The 14,092-nt window shown below is 68.0% G+C and carries 15 protein-coding genes; 5 read left to right on the top strand and 10 right to left on the bottom strand.

Annotation, left to right across the window (positions count from 1 at the left end):
- Genes AC1DYD_RS06485 through rlmD form a run of 4 tightly spaced genes read left to right on the top strand, consistent with a single transcriptional unit; the run spans position 1 to position 4,197 of the window.
- Positions 1-774 carry a protein-L-isoaspartate(D-aspartate) O-methyltransferase gene (locus AC1DYD_RS06485; RefSeq protein WP_478172023.1) on the top strand — a complete coding sequence of 258 codons (774 nt, stop codon included), beginning with the start codon at positions 1-3 and terminating at the stop codon, positions 772-774.
- Positions 775-785: 11 nt separating this feature from the next.
- Positions 786-1,730, top strand: a complete 945-nt coding sequence (locus AC1DYD_RS06480) for a peptidoglycan DD-metalloendopeptidase family protein (RefSeq protein WP_478171922.1) — start codon at positions 786-788, stop codon at positions 1,728-1,730.
- Positions 1,731-1,734: 4 nt separating this feature from the next.
- Entirely contained in the window at positions 1,735-2,721 is a 987-nt protein-coding gene (locus tag AC1DYD_RS06475; protein WP_478171921.1) for a sigma-70 family RNA polymerase sigma factor, read from the top strand.
- A 42-nt stretch (positions 2,722-2,763) separates the two neighbouring features.
- Entirely contained in the window at positions 2,764-4,197 is a 1,434-nt protein-coding gene (gene rlmD, locus AC1DYD_RS06470; RefSeq protein ID WP_478171920.1) for a 23S rRNA (uracil(1939)-C(5))-methyltransferase RlmD, read from the top strand.
- A gap of 49 nt (positions 4,198-4,246) precedes the next feature.
- Here rlmD and AC1DYD_RS06465 read toward each other — a convergent pair whose 3' ends face one another.
- On the bottom strand, positions 4,247-4,948 hold the full coding sequence (locus AC1DYD_RS06465; protein ID WP_478171919.1) for a Bax inhibitor-1/YccA family protein: 702 nt from the start codon (positions 4,946-4,948) through the stop codon (positions 4,247-4,249).
- 167 nt (positions 4,949-5,115) lie between these two features.
- On the opposite strand from AC1DYD_RS06465, the gene AC1DYD_RS06460 reads away from it, so the two are divergent.
- Entirely contained in the window at positions 5,116-5,523 is a 408-nt protein-coding gene (locus tag AC1DYD_RS06460) for a GlcG/HbpS family heme-binding protein (protein ID WP_478171918.1), read from the top strand.
- Positions 5,524-5,698: 175 nt separating this feature from the next.
- Here AC1DYD_RS06460 and hemP read toward each other — a convergent pair whose 3' ends face one another.
- The 9 genes from hemP to AC1DYD_RS06415 form a co-directional block, all read right to left on the bottom strand.
- Entirely contained in the window at positions 5,699-5,911 is a 213-nt protein-coding gene (gene hemP / locus AC1DYD_RS06455) for a hemin uptake protein HemP (RefSeq protein WP_478171917.1), read from the bottom strand.
- Positions 5,912-6,004: 93 nt separating this feature from the next.
- On the bottom strand, positions 6,005-6,418 hold the full coding sequence (locus tag AC1DYD_RS06450; protein ID WP_478171916.1) for an ExbD/TolR family protein: 414 nt from the start codon (positions 6,416-6,418) through the stop codon (positions 6,005-6,007).
- Positions 6,419-6,423: 5 nt separating this feature from the next.
- The gene (locus AC1DYD_RS06445; protein ID WP_478171915.1) at positions 6,424-7,140 is read right to left on the bottom strand and encodes a MotA/TolQ/ExbB proton channel family protein; all 717 of its coding nucleotides are present in this window, start codon (positions 7,138-7,140) and stop codon (positions 6,424-6,426) included.
- 19 nt (positions 7,141-7,159) lie between these two features.
- Positions 7,160-7,858 (bottom strand): energy transducer TonB, encoded by a 699-nt coding sequence (locus tag AC1DYD_RS06440; RefSeq protein WP_478171914.1) that lies wholly within the window; start codon positions 7,856-7,858, stop codon positions 7,160-7,162.
- A 101-nt stretch (positions 7,859-7,959) separates the two neighbouring features.
- Positions 7,960-8,232: a (2Fe-2S)-binding protein gene (locus tag AC1DYD_RS06435; protein WP_478171913.1), complete on the bottom strand. Its 273-nt coding sequence runs from the start codon at positions 8,230-8,232 to the stop codon at positions 7,960-7,962.
- Positions 8,233-8,347: 115 nt separating this feature from the next.
- Positions 8,348-9,028 (bottom strand): Fe2+-dependent dioxygenase, encoded by a 681-nt coding sequence (locus AC1DYD_RS06430; protein WP_478171912.1) that lies wholly within the window; start codon positions 9,026-9,028, stop codon positions 8,348-8,350.
- 84 nt (positions 9,029-9,112) lie between these two features.
- Positions 9,113-11,509 (bottom strand): catecholate siderophore receptor Fiu, encoded by a 2,397-nt coding sequence (locus AC1DYD_RS06425; RefSeq protein WP_478171911.1) that lies wholly within the window; start codon positions 11,507-11,509, stop codon positions 9,113-9,115.
- Between the two features lie 220 nt (positions 11,510-11,729).
- Entirely contained in the window at positions 11,730-13,094 is a 1,365-nt protein-coding gene (locus AC1DYD_RS06420; RefSeq protein ID WP_478171910.1) for a sulfite reductase subunit alpha, read from the bottom strand.
- The gene (locus tag AC1DYD_RS06415; protein ID WP_478171909.1) at positions 13,091-14,002 is read right to left on the bottom strand and encodes an FAD:protein FMN transferase; all 912 of its coding nucleotides are present in this window, start codon (positions 14,000-14,002) and stop codon (positions 13,091-13,093) included. Before AC1DYD_RS06415 ends, AC1DYD_RS06420 begins: the two co-directional genes overlap by 4 nt.
- Between the last annotated feature and the right edge of the window lie 90 nt (positions 14,003-14,092).

The following is a 14,092-nucleotide window of genomic DNA, read 5'->3' as shown; positions in this document are numbered from 1 at the left end:
TTGGCAAGCCAACGGCCCGGATTCCCGGTACGCCTGAGCCCCACGGCTTCCGCAGCGACGCGCGGGCGCCTGCCGGCGGTGCCGGTCAAGCCGATCGTTCCCACCACCCCGTCGATGGCGTCGGACGCGGTGCGGGCGCGCATGGTCCAGCGCCTGGCGGCCCAGGGCATTGCCGACGGCCGGGTGCTGCGCGCCATGGGCACGGTCGAGCGCCATCTGTTCGTCGACAGTGCCCTGGTCAACCAGGCTTACGAAGACACCAGCCTGCCGATCGGCCTCGGCCAGACGATCTCGAAGCCTAACGTGGTGGCGCGAATGATCGAGCTGTTGCTCGGTGCCCCGGCGCTGGCCAACAAACCCGGCGAGCGCCTCGGGCGGGTGCTCGAGATCGGCACCGGCTGCGGCTACCAGGCGGCGGTGCTGAGCCATGTCGCGGCCGAGGTCTACAGCATCGAGCGCTTGCGCGGGCTGCACGAGAGGGCGCGGGTCAATCTGCGCTCGTTCCGCCTGGCCACGGTTCATCTGATGCTGGGCGACGGCATGGTCGGCTACCCGAAGGGCGCGCCCTACGCGGGCATCATCGCCGCGGCGGGCGGCGAGGCCGTGCCCGAAGCCTGGATCACGCAGCTGGCGGTCGGTGGCCGGATTGTCGCGCCGACCCAGTCCGCGACCGGCGGTCAGGCGCTGGTCGTCATCGACAAGACCGCCCGTGGCGTCGAGCGCCGCATTCTTGAGGCGGTCCACTTTGTCCCCCTAAAATCGGGAATTGCTTGAAGGAAAGAACAATGCAGGGTATTGGCAATCGGAGCTGGCTAGCCGGCGTTTCGCTGGTGAGTGCGCTCGTGATTGCGGGGTGTGGCGCACCGCGCGGTCCGGTGCCGGTCGAGGACCGCGGCACCATGACGCAGGCACCGGGCGCGACGACCAACGGCTCCGGCGTCCCCGGTGGACCTCCAATCACCACCGATGCATCGGGCAAGCCGCTGGCGGGCATCGAGAACTACGGCAAGCCCGGCTACTACGCCGTGCGACCGGGTGACACCATCCGTCGCATCGGCATCGAGACCGGACAGACCTGGCAGAACATCGCCCGCTGGAACAATCTCGACAATCCCGATCTGATCGAAGTCGGTCAGGTCCTGCGCGTGATTCCGCCGACCGGCGCAACGGCCTCGGTCGCCGATGCGCGGCCCGTCGCGCAGCCGATCGTCGCGCCTGCCACTTCGGCAGCGGCTGCGGCTGCGCAAGCGGGCTCGGCGGCGGCAGGCGCCGCGACGCCGGCCCCGGCCGCCAGCGCGGCAACCAAGCCCGCCGCGACGGTCACTGCCTCGCCGACCCCTCCGGCCGCCGCTTCCGGTGACGAGGACGTGGGTTGGATCTGGCCCGCGCAAGGCTCCCTGATCGCCGGTTTCGACGAAGCCAAGAACAAGGGCCTCGACATCAGCGGCAAGGCCGGCGATTCGGTGCTGGCCGCCGCGGACGGCCGCGTCGTCTACGCGGGTGCGGGCCTGCGCGGCTATGGCAACCTGATCATCCTGAAGCACAACAACACCTACCTCACGGCCTATGCGCACAACCGCACCTTGCTCGTGAAGGAAGACCAGTCGGTCCAGAAGGGCCAGAAGATTGCCGAGATGGGCAACAGCGACGCCGACCGCGTCAAGCTGCATTTCGAGATCCGCCGCCAGGGCAAGCCGGTCGATCCGGCCCGCTACCTGCCGGTGCGCTAGCGCCATGGCCGCCTCTCGCCCTCATCGCACCGCGGACGTGCGGCGAGTGGCGGGCAACGGCGGCGTCCCACCCTTGCTGCACATCGCCGAGCCGGATCCGGACGGCAGGGCCGGCGAGGCGCTGCCGCCCGAACTGGGCGGCGGCGATTCGCTGACCATCTACCTGCGCGAGATCCGGCGCACCCAGCTGTTCACGCCCGACGAGGAATACCGCACCGCCTGCGCCGTTCGCAGCGGCGACTTCGCGGCCCGGCAGTCGATGATCGAGCACAACCTGCGCCTGGTGGTCAATATCGCCAAGAGCTACCTGGGGCGCGGCGTGCCGATGGCCGATCTGATCGAGGAGGGCAATCTCGGCCTGATGCACGCGATCAACAAGTTCGAGCCCGAGCGCGGCTTTCGCTTTTCCACTTACGCGACCTGGTGGATCCGGCAATCGATCGAGCGCGCGGCGATGATGCAGGCGCGCGCGATCCGCCTGCCGGTGCACGTGGTGCGCGAACTGCATCAGGTGGTGCGCGCCCGCCGGACCCTCGAGGGCGACGCCGAGTTCCTGGCCCGGCGGCCCGATGGCGTTCGGGTCGAGGATGTGGCGGCGCTGCTCGGCCGCGAGGTGCAGGAGGTCGCCGAACTGCTGGCGCTCGCCGAGGCGCCGCGTTCGCTCGATGCCGGTGGCGAGCGCGGCGACGACAGCTTCACGCTGGCCGACACGGTGGCTTCGGACGACGAGGGCGGCGATCCCACCGGCGTCACGCAGACGCACGAGGTCGAGACGCTGCTCGACCGCTGGATCCTCGTGTTGAGCGAGCGCGAGCGCGAGGTGCTCGAAGGCCGCTTCGGCCTGCATGACCGCGACCCGGAGACGCTCGAGGTGCTTAGCGTACGACTGGGTCTGACGCGCGAGCGCGTGCGGCAGATCCAGAACGAGGCGCTGGCCAAGATGCGCCGGCAACTGGCGCGGGCGGGCGTGCAGCGCGACGCGCTGCTGTGAGGGGCGGAGCCTGGGCCCCCGCCGGCCTGAGACAATCCGGGGATGACGGAAGCTACAGAGAAAAAAGCAGCGCCTCCCGTGCGCGATGAATGGCTGCAGGTCGAGTCGCTCGACCTCGACGCCCAGGGCGTGGCGCACAAGGCCGACGGCATGGTGGTGTTCATCGAGGGCGCACTGCCCTTCGAGGAAGTGCGCTTCAACGTGCACCGCAAGAAGAACAACTGGGAGCAGGGTACGGTGAGCGCGATCAACCGCGAGTCCTCGCAACGCGTGCGCCCGGGCTGCCCGCATTTCGGCCTGCACGCCGGCGCTTGCGGCGGCTGCAAGATGCAGCATCTCGACGCGGCGGCGCAAGTCGCGGTGAAGCAGCGCTCCCTCGAAGACAACCTCTGGCACCTCGGCAAGGTGCGGCCCGAGAACGTGCTGCGGCCGCTCGAAGGCCCGGCGTGGCACTACCGCTACCGGGCCCGCCTGTCGGTGCGCCACGTCGTCAAGAAGGGCACGGTGCTGATCGGCTTCCACGAACGCAAGAGCCGCTACCTGGCCGACATGAAGGTCTGCCCCGTCCTGCCGGCGCAGGTCAGCGACATGCTGATGCCGCTGCGCGAACTGATCGGGTCGATGGACGCACGCGAGACCTGCCCGCAGATCGAGCTGGCCTGCGGCGATGCACCCGTCGGCAACGGCCTCGGCGTGATCGCCCTGGTGCTGCGGCACCTGGAGCCGCTGTCCGATGCCGACGTGGCGCGCCTGAAGGCCTTTGCGGCCCGCAACGAGGGTGTCCAGTGGTGGCTGCAGGCCAAGGGCCCGGAGACGGTCAGGCTGCTCGAAGAGGACGGTCCGGTGCTGTCCTACGCGCTGCCCGAATTCGGCGTCACGATGCCGTTCAAACCGACCGATTTCACCCAGGTCAATCCGCACATCAACCGCGTGCTGGTCGGGCGTGCGCTGCGCCTGCTCGACGTCCGGCCCGACGAGCGCGTGATCGATTGGTTCTGCGGCCTCGGCAATTTCACGCTGCCGCTCGCGAGCCGCGCCCGCGAGGTGCTGGGCATCGAGGGCAGCGACACGCTGGTGGCGCGTGCCACCGCCAATTTCGAGCGCAACCGTCCCGCAGTGCCGGGCCGTCGCGCGCTCTCGCCGACGACCTTCGTAGCCCGCAACCTGTTCGAGATGACGCCCGCGATGCTGGTCGCCGACGGCGCCGCCGACAAATGGCTGGTCGACCCGCCGCGCGAAGGCGCGTTCGCGCTGGCCAAGGCGCTGGCCGACCTGCACCAGCAGGTCGAGCCTCACGACGGCGGCTGGACACCGCCGAAGCGCATCGTCTACGTCAGCTGCAACCCCTCGACGCTGGCGCGCGACGCCGGCCTGCTGGTGCATCAGGCGGGCTACCGGTGCACCCACGCCGGCGTGGTGAACATGTTCCCGCACACGGCGCACGTCGAGTCCATCGCCGTCTTCGAGCGCGCATGAAAAAAGGGCCCCTCGGGGCCCTTCGCGATGGCCTTCGCAGGCCGCGCGTTCAGTCGCGCTCGCCGCCGAAGATGCCCAGCAGCGCCAGCAGGCTCTGGAACACGTTGAACAGATCCAGGTAGAGGGCCAGCGTGGCGCTGATGTAGTTGGTCTCGCCGCCGTCCATGATCTGCTTCAGATCGTAGAGCATGAAGGCCGAGAAAATGCCGATGGCCGCCACCGAAATGGCCATCATGCCGGCGCTGGAGCCGACGAAGATGTTGATGATGGCGCCGAACATCAGCACCATCGCACCGACGAAGAGCCACTTGCCCATGCCCGACAGGTCGCGCTTGATCACGGTCGCCAGCGATGCCATGACGAAAAACACGCCGGCGGTGCCGCCGAAGGCGGTCATGATCAGCTCGGAGCCGTTCTTGAAGCCCAGCACCATCGCGATCAGGCGCGACAGCATCAGGCCCATGAAGAAGGTGAAGCCCAGCAGCACCGGCACGCCGGCGGCCGAGTTCTTGGTCTTTTCGATCGCGAACATGAAGCCGAAGGCGCCGCCCATGAAGACGATCAGGCCCAGACCGCCGGTCAGCGGGCGGGTGATGCCGGTGGCGACGCCCAGCCAGGCGCCGAGCACGGTCGGCAGCAGGCTCAGGGCCAGCAGCCAGTACGTATTGCGCAGGACGCGCTGGCGTTCTGCCTGCGGCAGCGTCTGGCCGTAGCCGACGGAAGTGTCGAGGGTGTTGACGCGGTCGTTCATTGCTGAAAGCTCCTGGGTTGCCTGCAACGCTGCAGGTGGGCGCATTCTAGGGGGCTGCAAGGCCGGCCTCGCACAAAAACCCCGCCATTCGACATTCCTACCGCCGGCTCGATCCGTCTTCATCCTGAACGCTATGCTCCAGGGTTGCTCAACTTTCCTGGAAGACCATGAAGACCAAATCCTTTCTCGAGCTCGCGGACCTCAAGGCCATCGCTGCCGCAGCCGAAGCGGAGGCGCTCAAGAACAACTGGGCCGTGACCATCGCGATCGCCGACGATGGCGGCAACCTGCTGTGGTTGCAGCGCCTGGACGGCGCAGCGGCGCTGTCGGCCCGCATCGCGCCTGCCAAGGCCCACACGGCCGCCATGGGCCGCCGCGAAAGCAAGACCTACGAGGACATGATCAACGGCGGCCGGACCTCCTTCCTGACCGCGCCGGGCATCGAAGGACTGCTCGAGGGCGGCGTGCCGATCGTCAAGGACGGCCAGGTGATCGGCGCCGTGGGCGTGAGCGGCGTCAAGTCGAACGAGGACGCGCAGATCGCGAAGGCGGGCATCGCTGCCATCGGCCTCTGATCCAGGCCCGCGACAAGGCAAAACGCCATCCCTGGGGACGGCGTTGTTCGGTGGTCAGCGTGAAAAAAAAAGCTTGGCTGGTCGGCGAACCGTTGGCTAGCTAAAAACGACCCTTCGGAGATGAATCTCCTCGAGTCGCCCCACGATGAAACTTGCGCGGGAGGCGGGCTGATCGCTACTTGGTCAGGATCAGCTTGCCGAGTTTGGTGGCTTGCAGGCGATACAGCGAGCCGTTGTGCAGGATGCCGACCGCCTTGCCGCCCTTGAGGAGTTCCGTGCTTTCGAGCAGCGGGGCGGGACGGGCCGATTCGGCCGCCGCACGGCCCCCGCCCGCGTGGTCCAGCGAGGGATGGTTCAGCACGGTGAAGGCGTTGGGCGTTGCGGACATTCGATGAATCCTGTGTCGAAGCGATTTGGTAATGATAACCATTCTCAATTAAAAATCAATCGCCACGATTGATTTTTTTGGCTGATCGCGCTGCTACTTCGCGTCGGGCTCGGTCACGAAGCCGATCTTGCGCACGCCGGCCTCGCGTGCCGCCGACATCGCCTTCGCCACGCGCTCGTAGCGCACCGCCTTGTCGCCCCGGATATGCAGTTCGGGCTGCGGTTCCTTGGCCGACTCAGCGGCCAGCCGGCCGACCAGTTCGGCATCCTCGATCTTCTGTTCGTTCCAGTAGTAGCTGCCGTCGGCTGCGACCGTGAACAGGATGTTCTGCGGCTTGGTCTGCTCCGGCTCACTGCTGGCGCGGGGGAGGTCGATGTTCACCGCGTGCTTCATCACCGGCACGGTGATGATGAAGATGATCAGCAGCACCAGCATGACGTCGACCAGCGGCGTCATGTTGATCTCGTTCATGACCTCGTCGGGTTCGTCCTGTGTTCCGAAGGCCATGGCGGTCAGACCTTCTTGAGCGGAACGACCGTGGCTTCGCCGCCGCTGCTCTGGACGCGGGCGCCGGTCACGAAGTAGGCGTGCAGGTCGTGCGCGAAGCTGTTGAGCTTGGTCAGCACGAACTTGTTGCCGCGCACCAGCGCGTTGTAGCCCAGCACGGCGGGGATCGCGACCGCCAGGCCGAGGGCCGTCATGATCAGCGCCTCGCCGATCGGGCCGGCCACCTTGTCGATGGTCGCCTGGCCGGCGGAACTGATGCTCATCAGCGCGTGGTAGATGCCCCAGACGGTGCCGAACAGGCCGATGAAGGGCGCCGTGGAGCCGACCGATGCAAGGATCGCGAGCCCGGTCTGCAGGTGCGCCGTGAACTCGTCGATGCCGTTGCGCAGCGCCCGGGTGATCCAGTCGCTGACATCGAGCGCGTCGTGCAGGTGGGCCTTGGTATTGCGGTGGTGGGCGGCCGCTTCGCGGCCTTCGAGTGCCAGCGCGCGGAACGGGTTGCCGTCGCCCTTTCCGAGCTTGGCCAGGGCGGTGGCGAAATCCTCGCTGTGCCAGAAGTCCTGCGAATGGCGTGCGAGGCGCTTGTACTTGATGACGTCGAGCGCCTTGATCAGGATCACGATCCAGGAGGCGAGCGACATGCCGATCAGCAGCAGCGCGACAGCCCTGGTGACGAAGTCGCCTTGCTGCCAGACGTTCATCAGGCCAAAGTGGGAATCCATACGAAACTACTCCAGAAAATTAATTGAGAACCCAGTTGATCGGCACGTTGAACTCCATCGGTTCGACGACCCCGTTGCGTTTGCCCGGCACGTAGCGCCAACTCATCACGGCGGTGCGCGCGGCCTCGTCGAGCCGCTCGTAGCCGCTCGATTGACGAATGCTGGCCTGCGTGGGAAGCCCGTCGACCCCGATCAGCACCCGCACGATCGTCTTGCCTTGCTCGCCGAGCCGCTTGCTCATGGCCGGGTAGACCGGCTTCGGGTTCTGCAGGTAGTCGGCGTTGCTCGACGGCAGCTGGACCGAGGGCGGGGCTGGCGGGGCCGGCGGTGGCGCGGGCGGCTCCGGCGGCGCGGGCGGGGCGGGCGGTGCTGGTGGCGGCGGTTCGATGCTTCCCGTCGGCGCGTTCGGCGCCGGCGTCGGCTTGGCCTCGCGGATGGCCTGGGGCCGGGGCGGCGGCGGTGTCTTGGTCACCTGGCGCTTGGGTTCGGGCGGTGGTGGCGGAGGCGGAGGCGGCGGAAGTTCCTTGGGCTTCGGCGGTTCGATGATCTCGCTCAGGATCTCGACCGGGATCACCACTTCGGCGGCGCGGCGCAACAGGCCGCTTTGCAGGGCCCAGAGCGCCGCGACGTGGAACAGCACCACGCTGCCGGCGATGACGGCGTTGCGCGACAGGCCGAAGGCCGAGGGGGGCGAAGAAAAGCGGTCAGACACGTTCAACCATTCGAATGCGGGCGCCCACGAAGGTGCCCGGTGCAGCAAAACCGCTACGCTAACGACTTACTTGCGAAGAATCCACCAGACCGAGCTGGCGACCAGGATCAGGCTGCCGCCGAGTGCCGAGACGAGTTCCATGCGTTGCTTTCCTTGATGGAATTGGCAAGCTGGATCGCCTGGGGGCCGGACTCGCGGTGAAGCGCGGCGACCGGGTGCGAGGCGCTGCATTGCGCGACCACGTCGCGTGCGCAACCTTCGCACTGGCCGCACTGGGTGGCCACGCCGAGTTCGAACTGCACCTCGTCGAAGGTCATGCCGGCGCGCGCATGGCGCGCGATTTCACGGTCGGAGATTCGGCGGCAGACGCAGACGATCATGGCGGTGAAGGCGGCTTGTAGCTGGCTTGTTTGAAGAAGGCTCGATTATAAATACGAATTCTTCGCATTTGCAATAACTATCGCGGCTGCAGGGTCGGGCCTTGGGCGGACCTGCCTAGACTTCGGACCACATGCGCAGCAGGTTGTGGTACTGGCCGGTGAGCGCGACCGTTTCCTCGCATTCGCCGAGTCGGCCGCGCAGTTTCTGGATCACCTGGTCGAGCTCGAACAGCATCGCGCGCTGGCGCTCGTCGCGGACCATGCTCTGCAGCCAGAAGAAGGAGCACACGCGGGCGCCCGCGGTCACCGGGTGGACGCGGTGCAGGCTGCTGGAGGGGTAGAGGATCAGGTCGCCCGCGGGCAGCTTGACCTCGTGGGTGCCATAGGTGTCGACCACCTCGAGTTCGCCGCCTTCGTAGTCCTCGGGATCGCAGAGGAACAGGGTGCAGGACAGGTCGGTGCGCAATTGCTCGCCGGTGCCCGGCACCGAGCGCACCGAGCCGTCGACATGCAGCCCGTAGTGCTCGCCGCCCTCGTAGCGGTTGAACAGCGGCGGCACGAAGCGCAGGGGCAGGGCGGCCGAGAAGAAGAGATGGCTCCGGGCCAGCGCGCCGAGGATCGCCTTGCCCAGTTCGCGGCCCACCGGCGATTGCTCCGGCAACTGCCGGTTGCGCTTGACCCGGGCGCCCTGATCGCCGACCGTCTCGCGGCCGTCGACCCAGTCGGTGGCGTCCAGGACGGCTCGAATCTCGCGCACCTGCTCTGGGTTCAGCACGTCGGGCACATGCAGCATCATGTTGCGGTTTCCTCAAAGAAAAAGCCCCGGGCCAGGCCGGGGCTCGAGTGTCGCATCGCGCGGATGCGACGGTGTTGACCCCGGTCAGAACGCGAAATTGGCCGTGATGCGGGCCGAGCGCGGAGTGCCCGGCACGTAGCGATAGCCGCTCTTGTTGATCGCCGCCACGTATTCCTTGTCGAACAGGTTGTAGAGGTTCAGCTGCAGCTCGACATTCTTGTTGACGCGGTAGGAGGCCATCGCGTCGAACACCCAGTAGGCGTCTGTGTAGGCCGGCGTGCCGACCGCGCCGTCGAAGCCGCGGGTGAGCTTGCCGTTGTAGCGCGCGCCGCCGCCGATCGTGAGGCCGAACGGGAGCTGGTAGCTGGTCCAGGCGGTGAAGGCCTGTTTCGGCGTGTAGGGGATCACGTCGATCCGGTCCGCCGCGTTGGTGGCGCCGTTGACCTTGGTGTCCATCGTGGTGAAGCCCGCGCTGATGCCCCATTGGTCGGTGATCGCGCCGGCCACGCCGAGTTCGATGCCCTGCACCCGCTTCTTCCCGTCCTGGGTGTAGAGCGCGGTGTTGGTCGGGTCCTGCACGATCTCGTTGCGGACTTCGGTCCGATAGAGCGCCGCAGTCAGGGAGAGGTGCTTGTTGAGCACATCCCACTTGGTGCCGATTTCGTAGGTGTCGGCCTTCTGCGGCACGAAGTCCACGCGCGAGGCGCTGTTGCCGGTGCCCGAGGCGGCCAGCGAGAAGTTGGCACCGCCCGGGGGCTGCGCCGAATTGCCGTAGGCGGCAAAGAAGCTGGCGTTCTCGACTGGCTTGTAGACCACGCCGATCTTGCCGGTCCAGAGGTCGCCGGAGGTCGACAGGCTGGTCGGCGTGATCGCGAAGGCGGGCCCGGTGCCCATCGTGGTCGCCCAGTAGTCGGTGCTGTAGTGGTCGTAGCGCAGGCCGCCGGTGAGCTGCCATTGCTCGTTGATCTTCATCGTGTCGAAGGCATACAGGCTGACGGTGTCGGTCTTGCCGTAGTTGCCGGTGCCGTTCGGGATCCGGTTGTAGCCGGTCACGTAGGGGTTCGGGTTGTACAGGTTGGCGACCGGCCATGAGCCTGCCGGTGCGAAGGTCGTGTTGGCCGACGCGAAGCCCGGGCCGAAGTAGTTCGTGTTGTCCTGGCTTTCGCGCATCAATTCCAGGCCGATGTTCGCGGTGTGGCTGAAGCTGCCGGTCTTGAACTTCGACGACAGGCTGGTCTGGTTGACGAAGATGTTGTTTTCGACGTCCTTGTTGGTCGGCAGGTTGCGCGTCACGGTCCAGGTCGATGGATTGCCCGGCACGACCGTGTTGATGAAGCCCGCGGTCACCGCAGGCACCGTGCCGCGGTAGGTGTTGCTGTTGCCGACCTGGGTGGCAGTCAGTCCGCCGAGCATGAAGGACGTCAGCATGTAGTCCTGCGAGCTCTGGCCCCAGCGCGTGACGTTGCGCACGGTCATGTCGGGCGTGATGTCGTGCTCGACCCGTGCCGTGAACATGTTGCCCGTGACGTCGTTGAAGTCGGAGCTGGTGCCGTAGAAGTTGCTCGAGTCGACCTTCGCCGCGTAGTTCAGGAAGGTGCGGCGCAGGGTCGGCGAATTGATCAGCAGCGCGTCGGGCGTGGTGTAGCCCGGCAGGCCGATGGTGGGCACGCCGCCGTCCGGGATGTTGTTCTGCTTGACGTACAGGTAGTCGAGGAACACGCGGGTCGGCGTGTTGAGGCCGAAGGCCAGCGAGGGCGCGATCGCCGAGCGCTTGTTGTTGACGATGTCGCGGCCGTCGACGCCGGCGTCTTCGGCCACCGCGTTCAGCCGGAAGGCCGTGCCCGAGCCGTCGGCGCCGCTCACCACCTTGTTCCAGTCGATGGTGCCGCGCTTGTAGCTCGCGGTGCCGAAGCCGAGCGAGCCCGAGAAGCTGTCTTCCAGCTTGGGCTTCTTGGTGATCAGGTTGATGTAGCCGGTCGGCGAGCTGCGGCCGACGTCGGTGCCCGACGGTCCCTTGACCACTTCGACCTGTTCGATGTTGAAGACGTCGCGCGAGAACGAACCCAGGTCGCGGATGCCGTCCACGAAGATGCTGCCCGAGGCGTCGAAGCCGCGCATGAAGATCGAGTCGCCGGTCGTGGTGTTGCCGTTCTCGCCGAGGAAGAAGGCGCCTGCGCCCGGCGTGTTGCGCAGCGCTTCGGTCAGGGTGGTGGCGCCTTGCTCGCGCATCAGCGTTTCCGGAATCACCTGGATCACCTGCGGGATGTCGATCAGCGGTGCGGTGAACTTGGGGTTGGCCGATTGGTCGACCTTGAAGTCGCTCGCGGCGCTGTCTTCGACGCGCACTTCCTTGAGCGTGTTCGACGGGGTCTGTGCGGCGGCAGGAAGGGTCAGCGCGAGCAGCGTGGCGGCGGCAGCAGCACTGCCGAACGGGGGCAGCGCGCGCGCGACGGCGTGCTTGCGGCTCTTGATGTAGGCCATGAAGGGTTCCCAGGTGAAAGCAAGACTGAGAGCTCGACTGGCGGGTCCCGCGCAGCATCGGCGAGCGAGCGGCAGGATTGGCTGGGTGAGCTGATTCGCGGAAGCGCGAATTCAGTAAATGATAATGAATCTCAATACGTTTGTTAACACAGCGTTCATACTGGGAGACATTTCAGAGACGAGCGCGGCGTTTTCGTTGCGTCTGCACAACCTGTTGGGCTCAGTACACGTCGCGACGGTACCTGCCGCTTGCCAAAAGCCGTCCCATTGCGGCTTCGCCGACGATCTGCCGGAGCGCCGCATCGACGCCGCTCGCCATGCCTTGCAGGCTGCCGCAGACGTAGATCGCAGCATCGCGCGCGAGCCAGGCGCGCACTTCGTCGTGAAGCTGCAGCAGCCGGTGCTGGACGTAGCGCCGCTCCGGCTGGTCGCGCGAGAACACCATGTCGAGCCGCTGCAGGACGCCATTGCGCTGCCAGGCCTCGAGTTCGCCGCGGCAGAGGTAGTCGTGCGCTTCGTTGCGTTCGCCGAAGACCAGCCAGTGGTCCTGCCGGCCCAGCGCCGCGCGGGCGCGCAGATGGCCGCGCAGGCCGGCCAGCCCGGTGCCGTTGCCGATCAGGATCAGCGGGCGCTGCGCATTCTCGCCGAGGCGGAAATTGCGGTGCGGGCGCAGGCGCAGCGAGACCGTGTCGCCCGGGCTCAAGGTCGAGGTCAGCAGGCCCGAGCCGGCGCCGAGGCTGCCGTCCGGGTGCAGTTCCTGGCGCACCAGCAGATGCAGTTCGCCGTCGGCGGGGATGGATGCGATCGAGTAGTCGCGCGGTCGCCCGGGATCGCTCGCCAGGCTGAGCTGGGCGATGTCGCCGGACTCCCAGTCGGGCGCCGGGCTGCGGACCGGCGCGAAGGCGAGCAAGTAGACCGGTGCGCCGGCGCTGCCGTCGTTCAGCACGCTGCGCCTGGCCAGGCGCCAGGGTGCGGCAACGGATTCGACCGCGGCGGCCGGACCGGCGCCCGGCGTGCCGCCGCACTGCGCCTGCCAGGCGGCCAGCGCCGCGGGCTCCGCGTTGTCGACCTCGATGCGATCGAAGCTGCGCGTCGCGCCGGCTGCATGGAGCCATTCGTCGAGCAGGCGCCCGAAGCGGCAGAAGTTGGCGTACTGGCGGTCGCCCAGCGCCAGCACCGCGTAGCGCAACGAGGACAGGTCCGCCGTGGCGCCCATCATGCGCTCGGCGAACACGCTGGCGCCGTCGGGCGCGTCGCCCTCGCCGTAGGTGCTGGCGATGAACAGTGCGCGCGGTGCGCCGCGAAGGAGAGCCGTGTCGGCATCGTTGAGCGGCATCACGCGCGCCGGCATCCCGGCATCGTGCAGCCAGCGGCCGGTTTGCCAGGCCAGGGCTTCGGCCTGGCCGGTCTGGCTTGCGAACAGCACCAGCGTGGCGGCGCCCGGGTCGTTGCCGGCGAGGGCCGCGGCCCGTTGCGCCACGGCATCGCGCTGCCGGCGCTGCTGCAGCCAGATGGCCGTGCACAGCCCGGCATAGGCGAGCACCGTCAGGCATGCGGCCAGCGCGCGCAGTGCGGAATCGTTCATGGGCCCGCCGCGTGGGTCGGCCAGCGGACGCTGGTGAACGACCGCGCTTGCTCGCCGTCCCGGCAGACGAAGAGCGCCGGGAGCGCGTGGCGGTCGGCGAAGACCAGGCCGTCCTCCGGCCCGAGCACGGTCAGCACCGTGGCGAGCGCGTCGGCCTGCATGCATTCGCGGTGCAGCACCGTGACCGATGCAAGCGCGTGGCCGACCGGCTCGCCGGTGCGCGGATCGAGGGTGTGCGACCAGCGCCGGCCCTGGTGTTCCCGCGTGTGCCAGCGGTCGCCGGAGGTGGCGATCGCCATGTTGTCGAGCGCCACCCGGTGCGTCGTTTCGGGCCGCGCCTCCACCGCCACCTGCCAGGGATCGCCGCCGGGGCGGCGGCCGGCCGCCCGCAGTTCGCCGCCGACCTCGACCAGGAAGTCGGACAGTCCGAGCGCCTGCAGTGCGGCCGCGGCCTGGTCGACCGCGAAACCCTTGGCGATGCCCGACAGGTCGAGCTCGGCACCGCCCGGTTGCACCACGGTGCGCCCATCGGTGTCGAGCACCAGGCGCTGCCATCCGACCTGCTCGCGCGCCCGGGCCAGCGCCGCCGGGGAGGGCGGGCCCGCGACGGCTGCGTCGGCGTGGGCGCCGAAGCCCCAGAGTGCGACCAGCGGCCCGATGCTCGGATCGATCGCCCCGCCGCTGGCGGCGGCCCACCGCAGGGCGCAGGCCAGCACGTCGGCAAACCCGGGCGCCAGCACATGCCGGCTGCCGGCGTCGGCGCGATTGAAGCGGCTGAGGTCCGAATCCGGCTCCCAGGTGCTCATCTGCGCAACCACCCGGTCGAGTGCGGCCTGGGCGCCGGCGCGCACCGCGTCGAGCGCGATCATGCGCGGATTGTCGAAGCGCAGCGACCAGGTCGTGCCCATGCTGCGGCCCGCCAGGGACTGCAGGGTCGGCGGGTCGGCGCGGCGCGGCCGTGGCGTGTTGGCGTAGCCGCCCGCGCGCCAGGTCGCGAA

It is taken from the genome of Variovorax sp. P4_B11, from assembly GCF_056402355.1.
This window is presented reverse-complemented; position numbering and strand designations above follow the sequence as displayed.

Coding starts and splice junctions, on each gene's coding strand:
- AC1DYD_RS06480 (WP_478171922.1), top strand. CDS start 786: ATGCAGGGTATTGGCAATCGGAGCTGGCTAGCCGGCGTTTCGCTGGTG.
- AC1DYD_RS06475 (WP_478171921.1), top strand. CDS start 1,735: ATGGCCGCCTCTCGCCCTCATCGCACCGCGGACGTGCGGCGAGTGGCG.
- rlmD (WP_478171920.1), top strand. CDS start 2,764: ATGACGGAAGCTACAGAGAAAAAAGCAGCGCCTCCCGTGCGCGATGAA.
- AC1DYD_RS06465 (WP_478171919.1), bottom strand. CDS start 4,948: ATGAACGACCGCGTCAACACCCTCGACACTTCCGTCGGCTACGGCCAG.
- AC1DYD_RS06460 (WP_478171918.1), top strand. CDS start 5,116: ATGAAGACCAAATCCTTTCTCGAGCTCGCGGACCTCAAGGCCATCGCT.
- hemP (WP_478171917.1), bottom strand. CDS start 5,911: ATGTCCGCAACGCCCAACGCCTTCACCGTGCTGAACCATCCCTCGCTG.
- AC1DYD_RS06450 (WP_478171916.1), bottom strand. CDS start 6,418: ATGGCCTTCGGAACACAGGACGAACCCGACGAGGTCATGAACGAGATC.
- AC1DYD_RS06445 (WP_478171915.1), bottom strand. CDS start 7,140: ATGGATTCCCACTTTGGCCTGATGAACGTCTGGCAGCAAGGCGACTTC.
- AC1DYD_RS06435 (WP_478171913.1), bottom strand. CDS start 8,232: ATGATCGTCTGCGTCTGCCGCCGAATCTCCGACCGTGAAATCGCGCGC.
- AC1DYD_RS06430 (WP_478171912.1), bottom strand. CDS start 9,028: ATGATGCTGCATGTGCCCGACGTGCTGAACCCAGAGCAGGTGCGCGAG.
- AC1DYD_RS06425 (WP_478171911.1), bottom strand. CDS start 11,509: ATGGCCTACATCAAGAGCCGCAAGCACGCCGTCGCGCGCGCGCTGCCC.
- AC1DYD_RS06420 (WP_478171910.1), bottom strand. CDS start 13,094: ATGAACGATTCCGCACTGCGCGCGCTGGCCGCATGCCTGACGGTGCTC.
- AC1DYD_RS06415 (WP_478171909.1), bottom strand. CDS start 14,002: ATGGGCACGACCTGGTCGCTGCGCTTCGACAATCCGCGCATGATCGCG.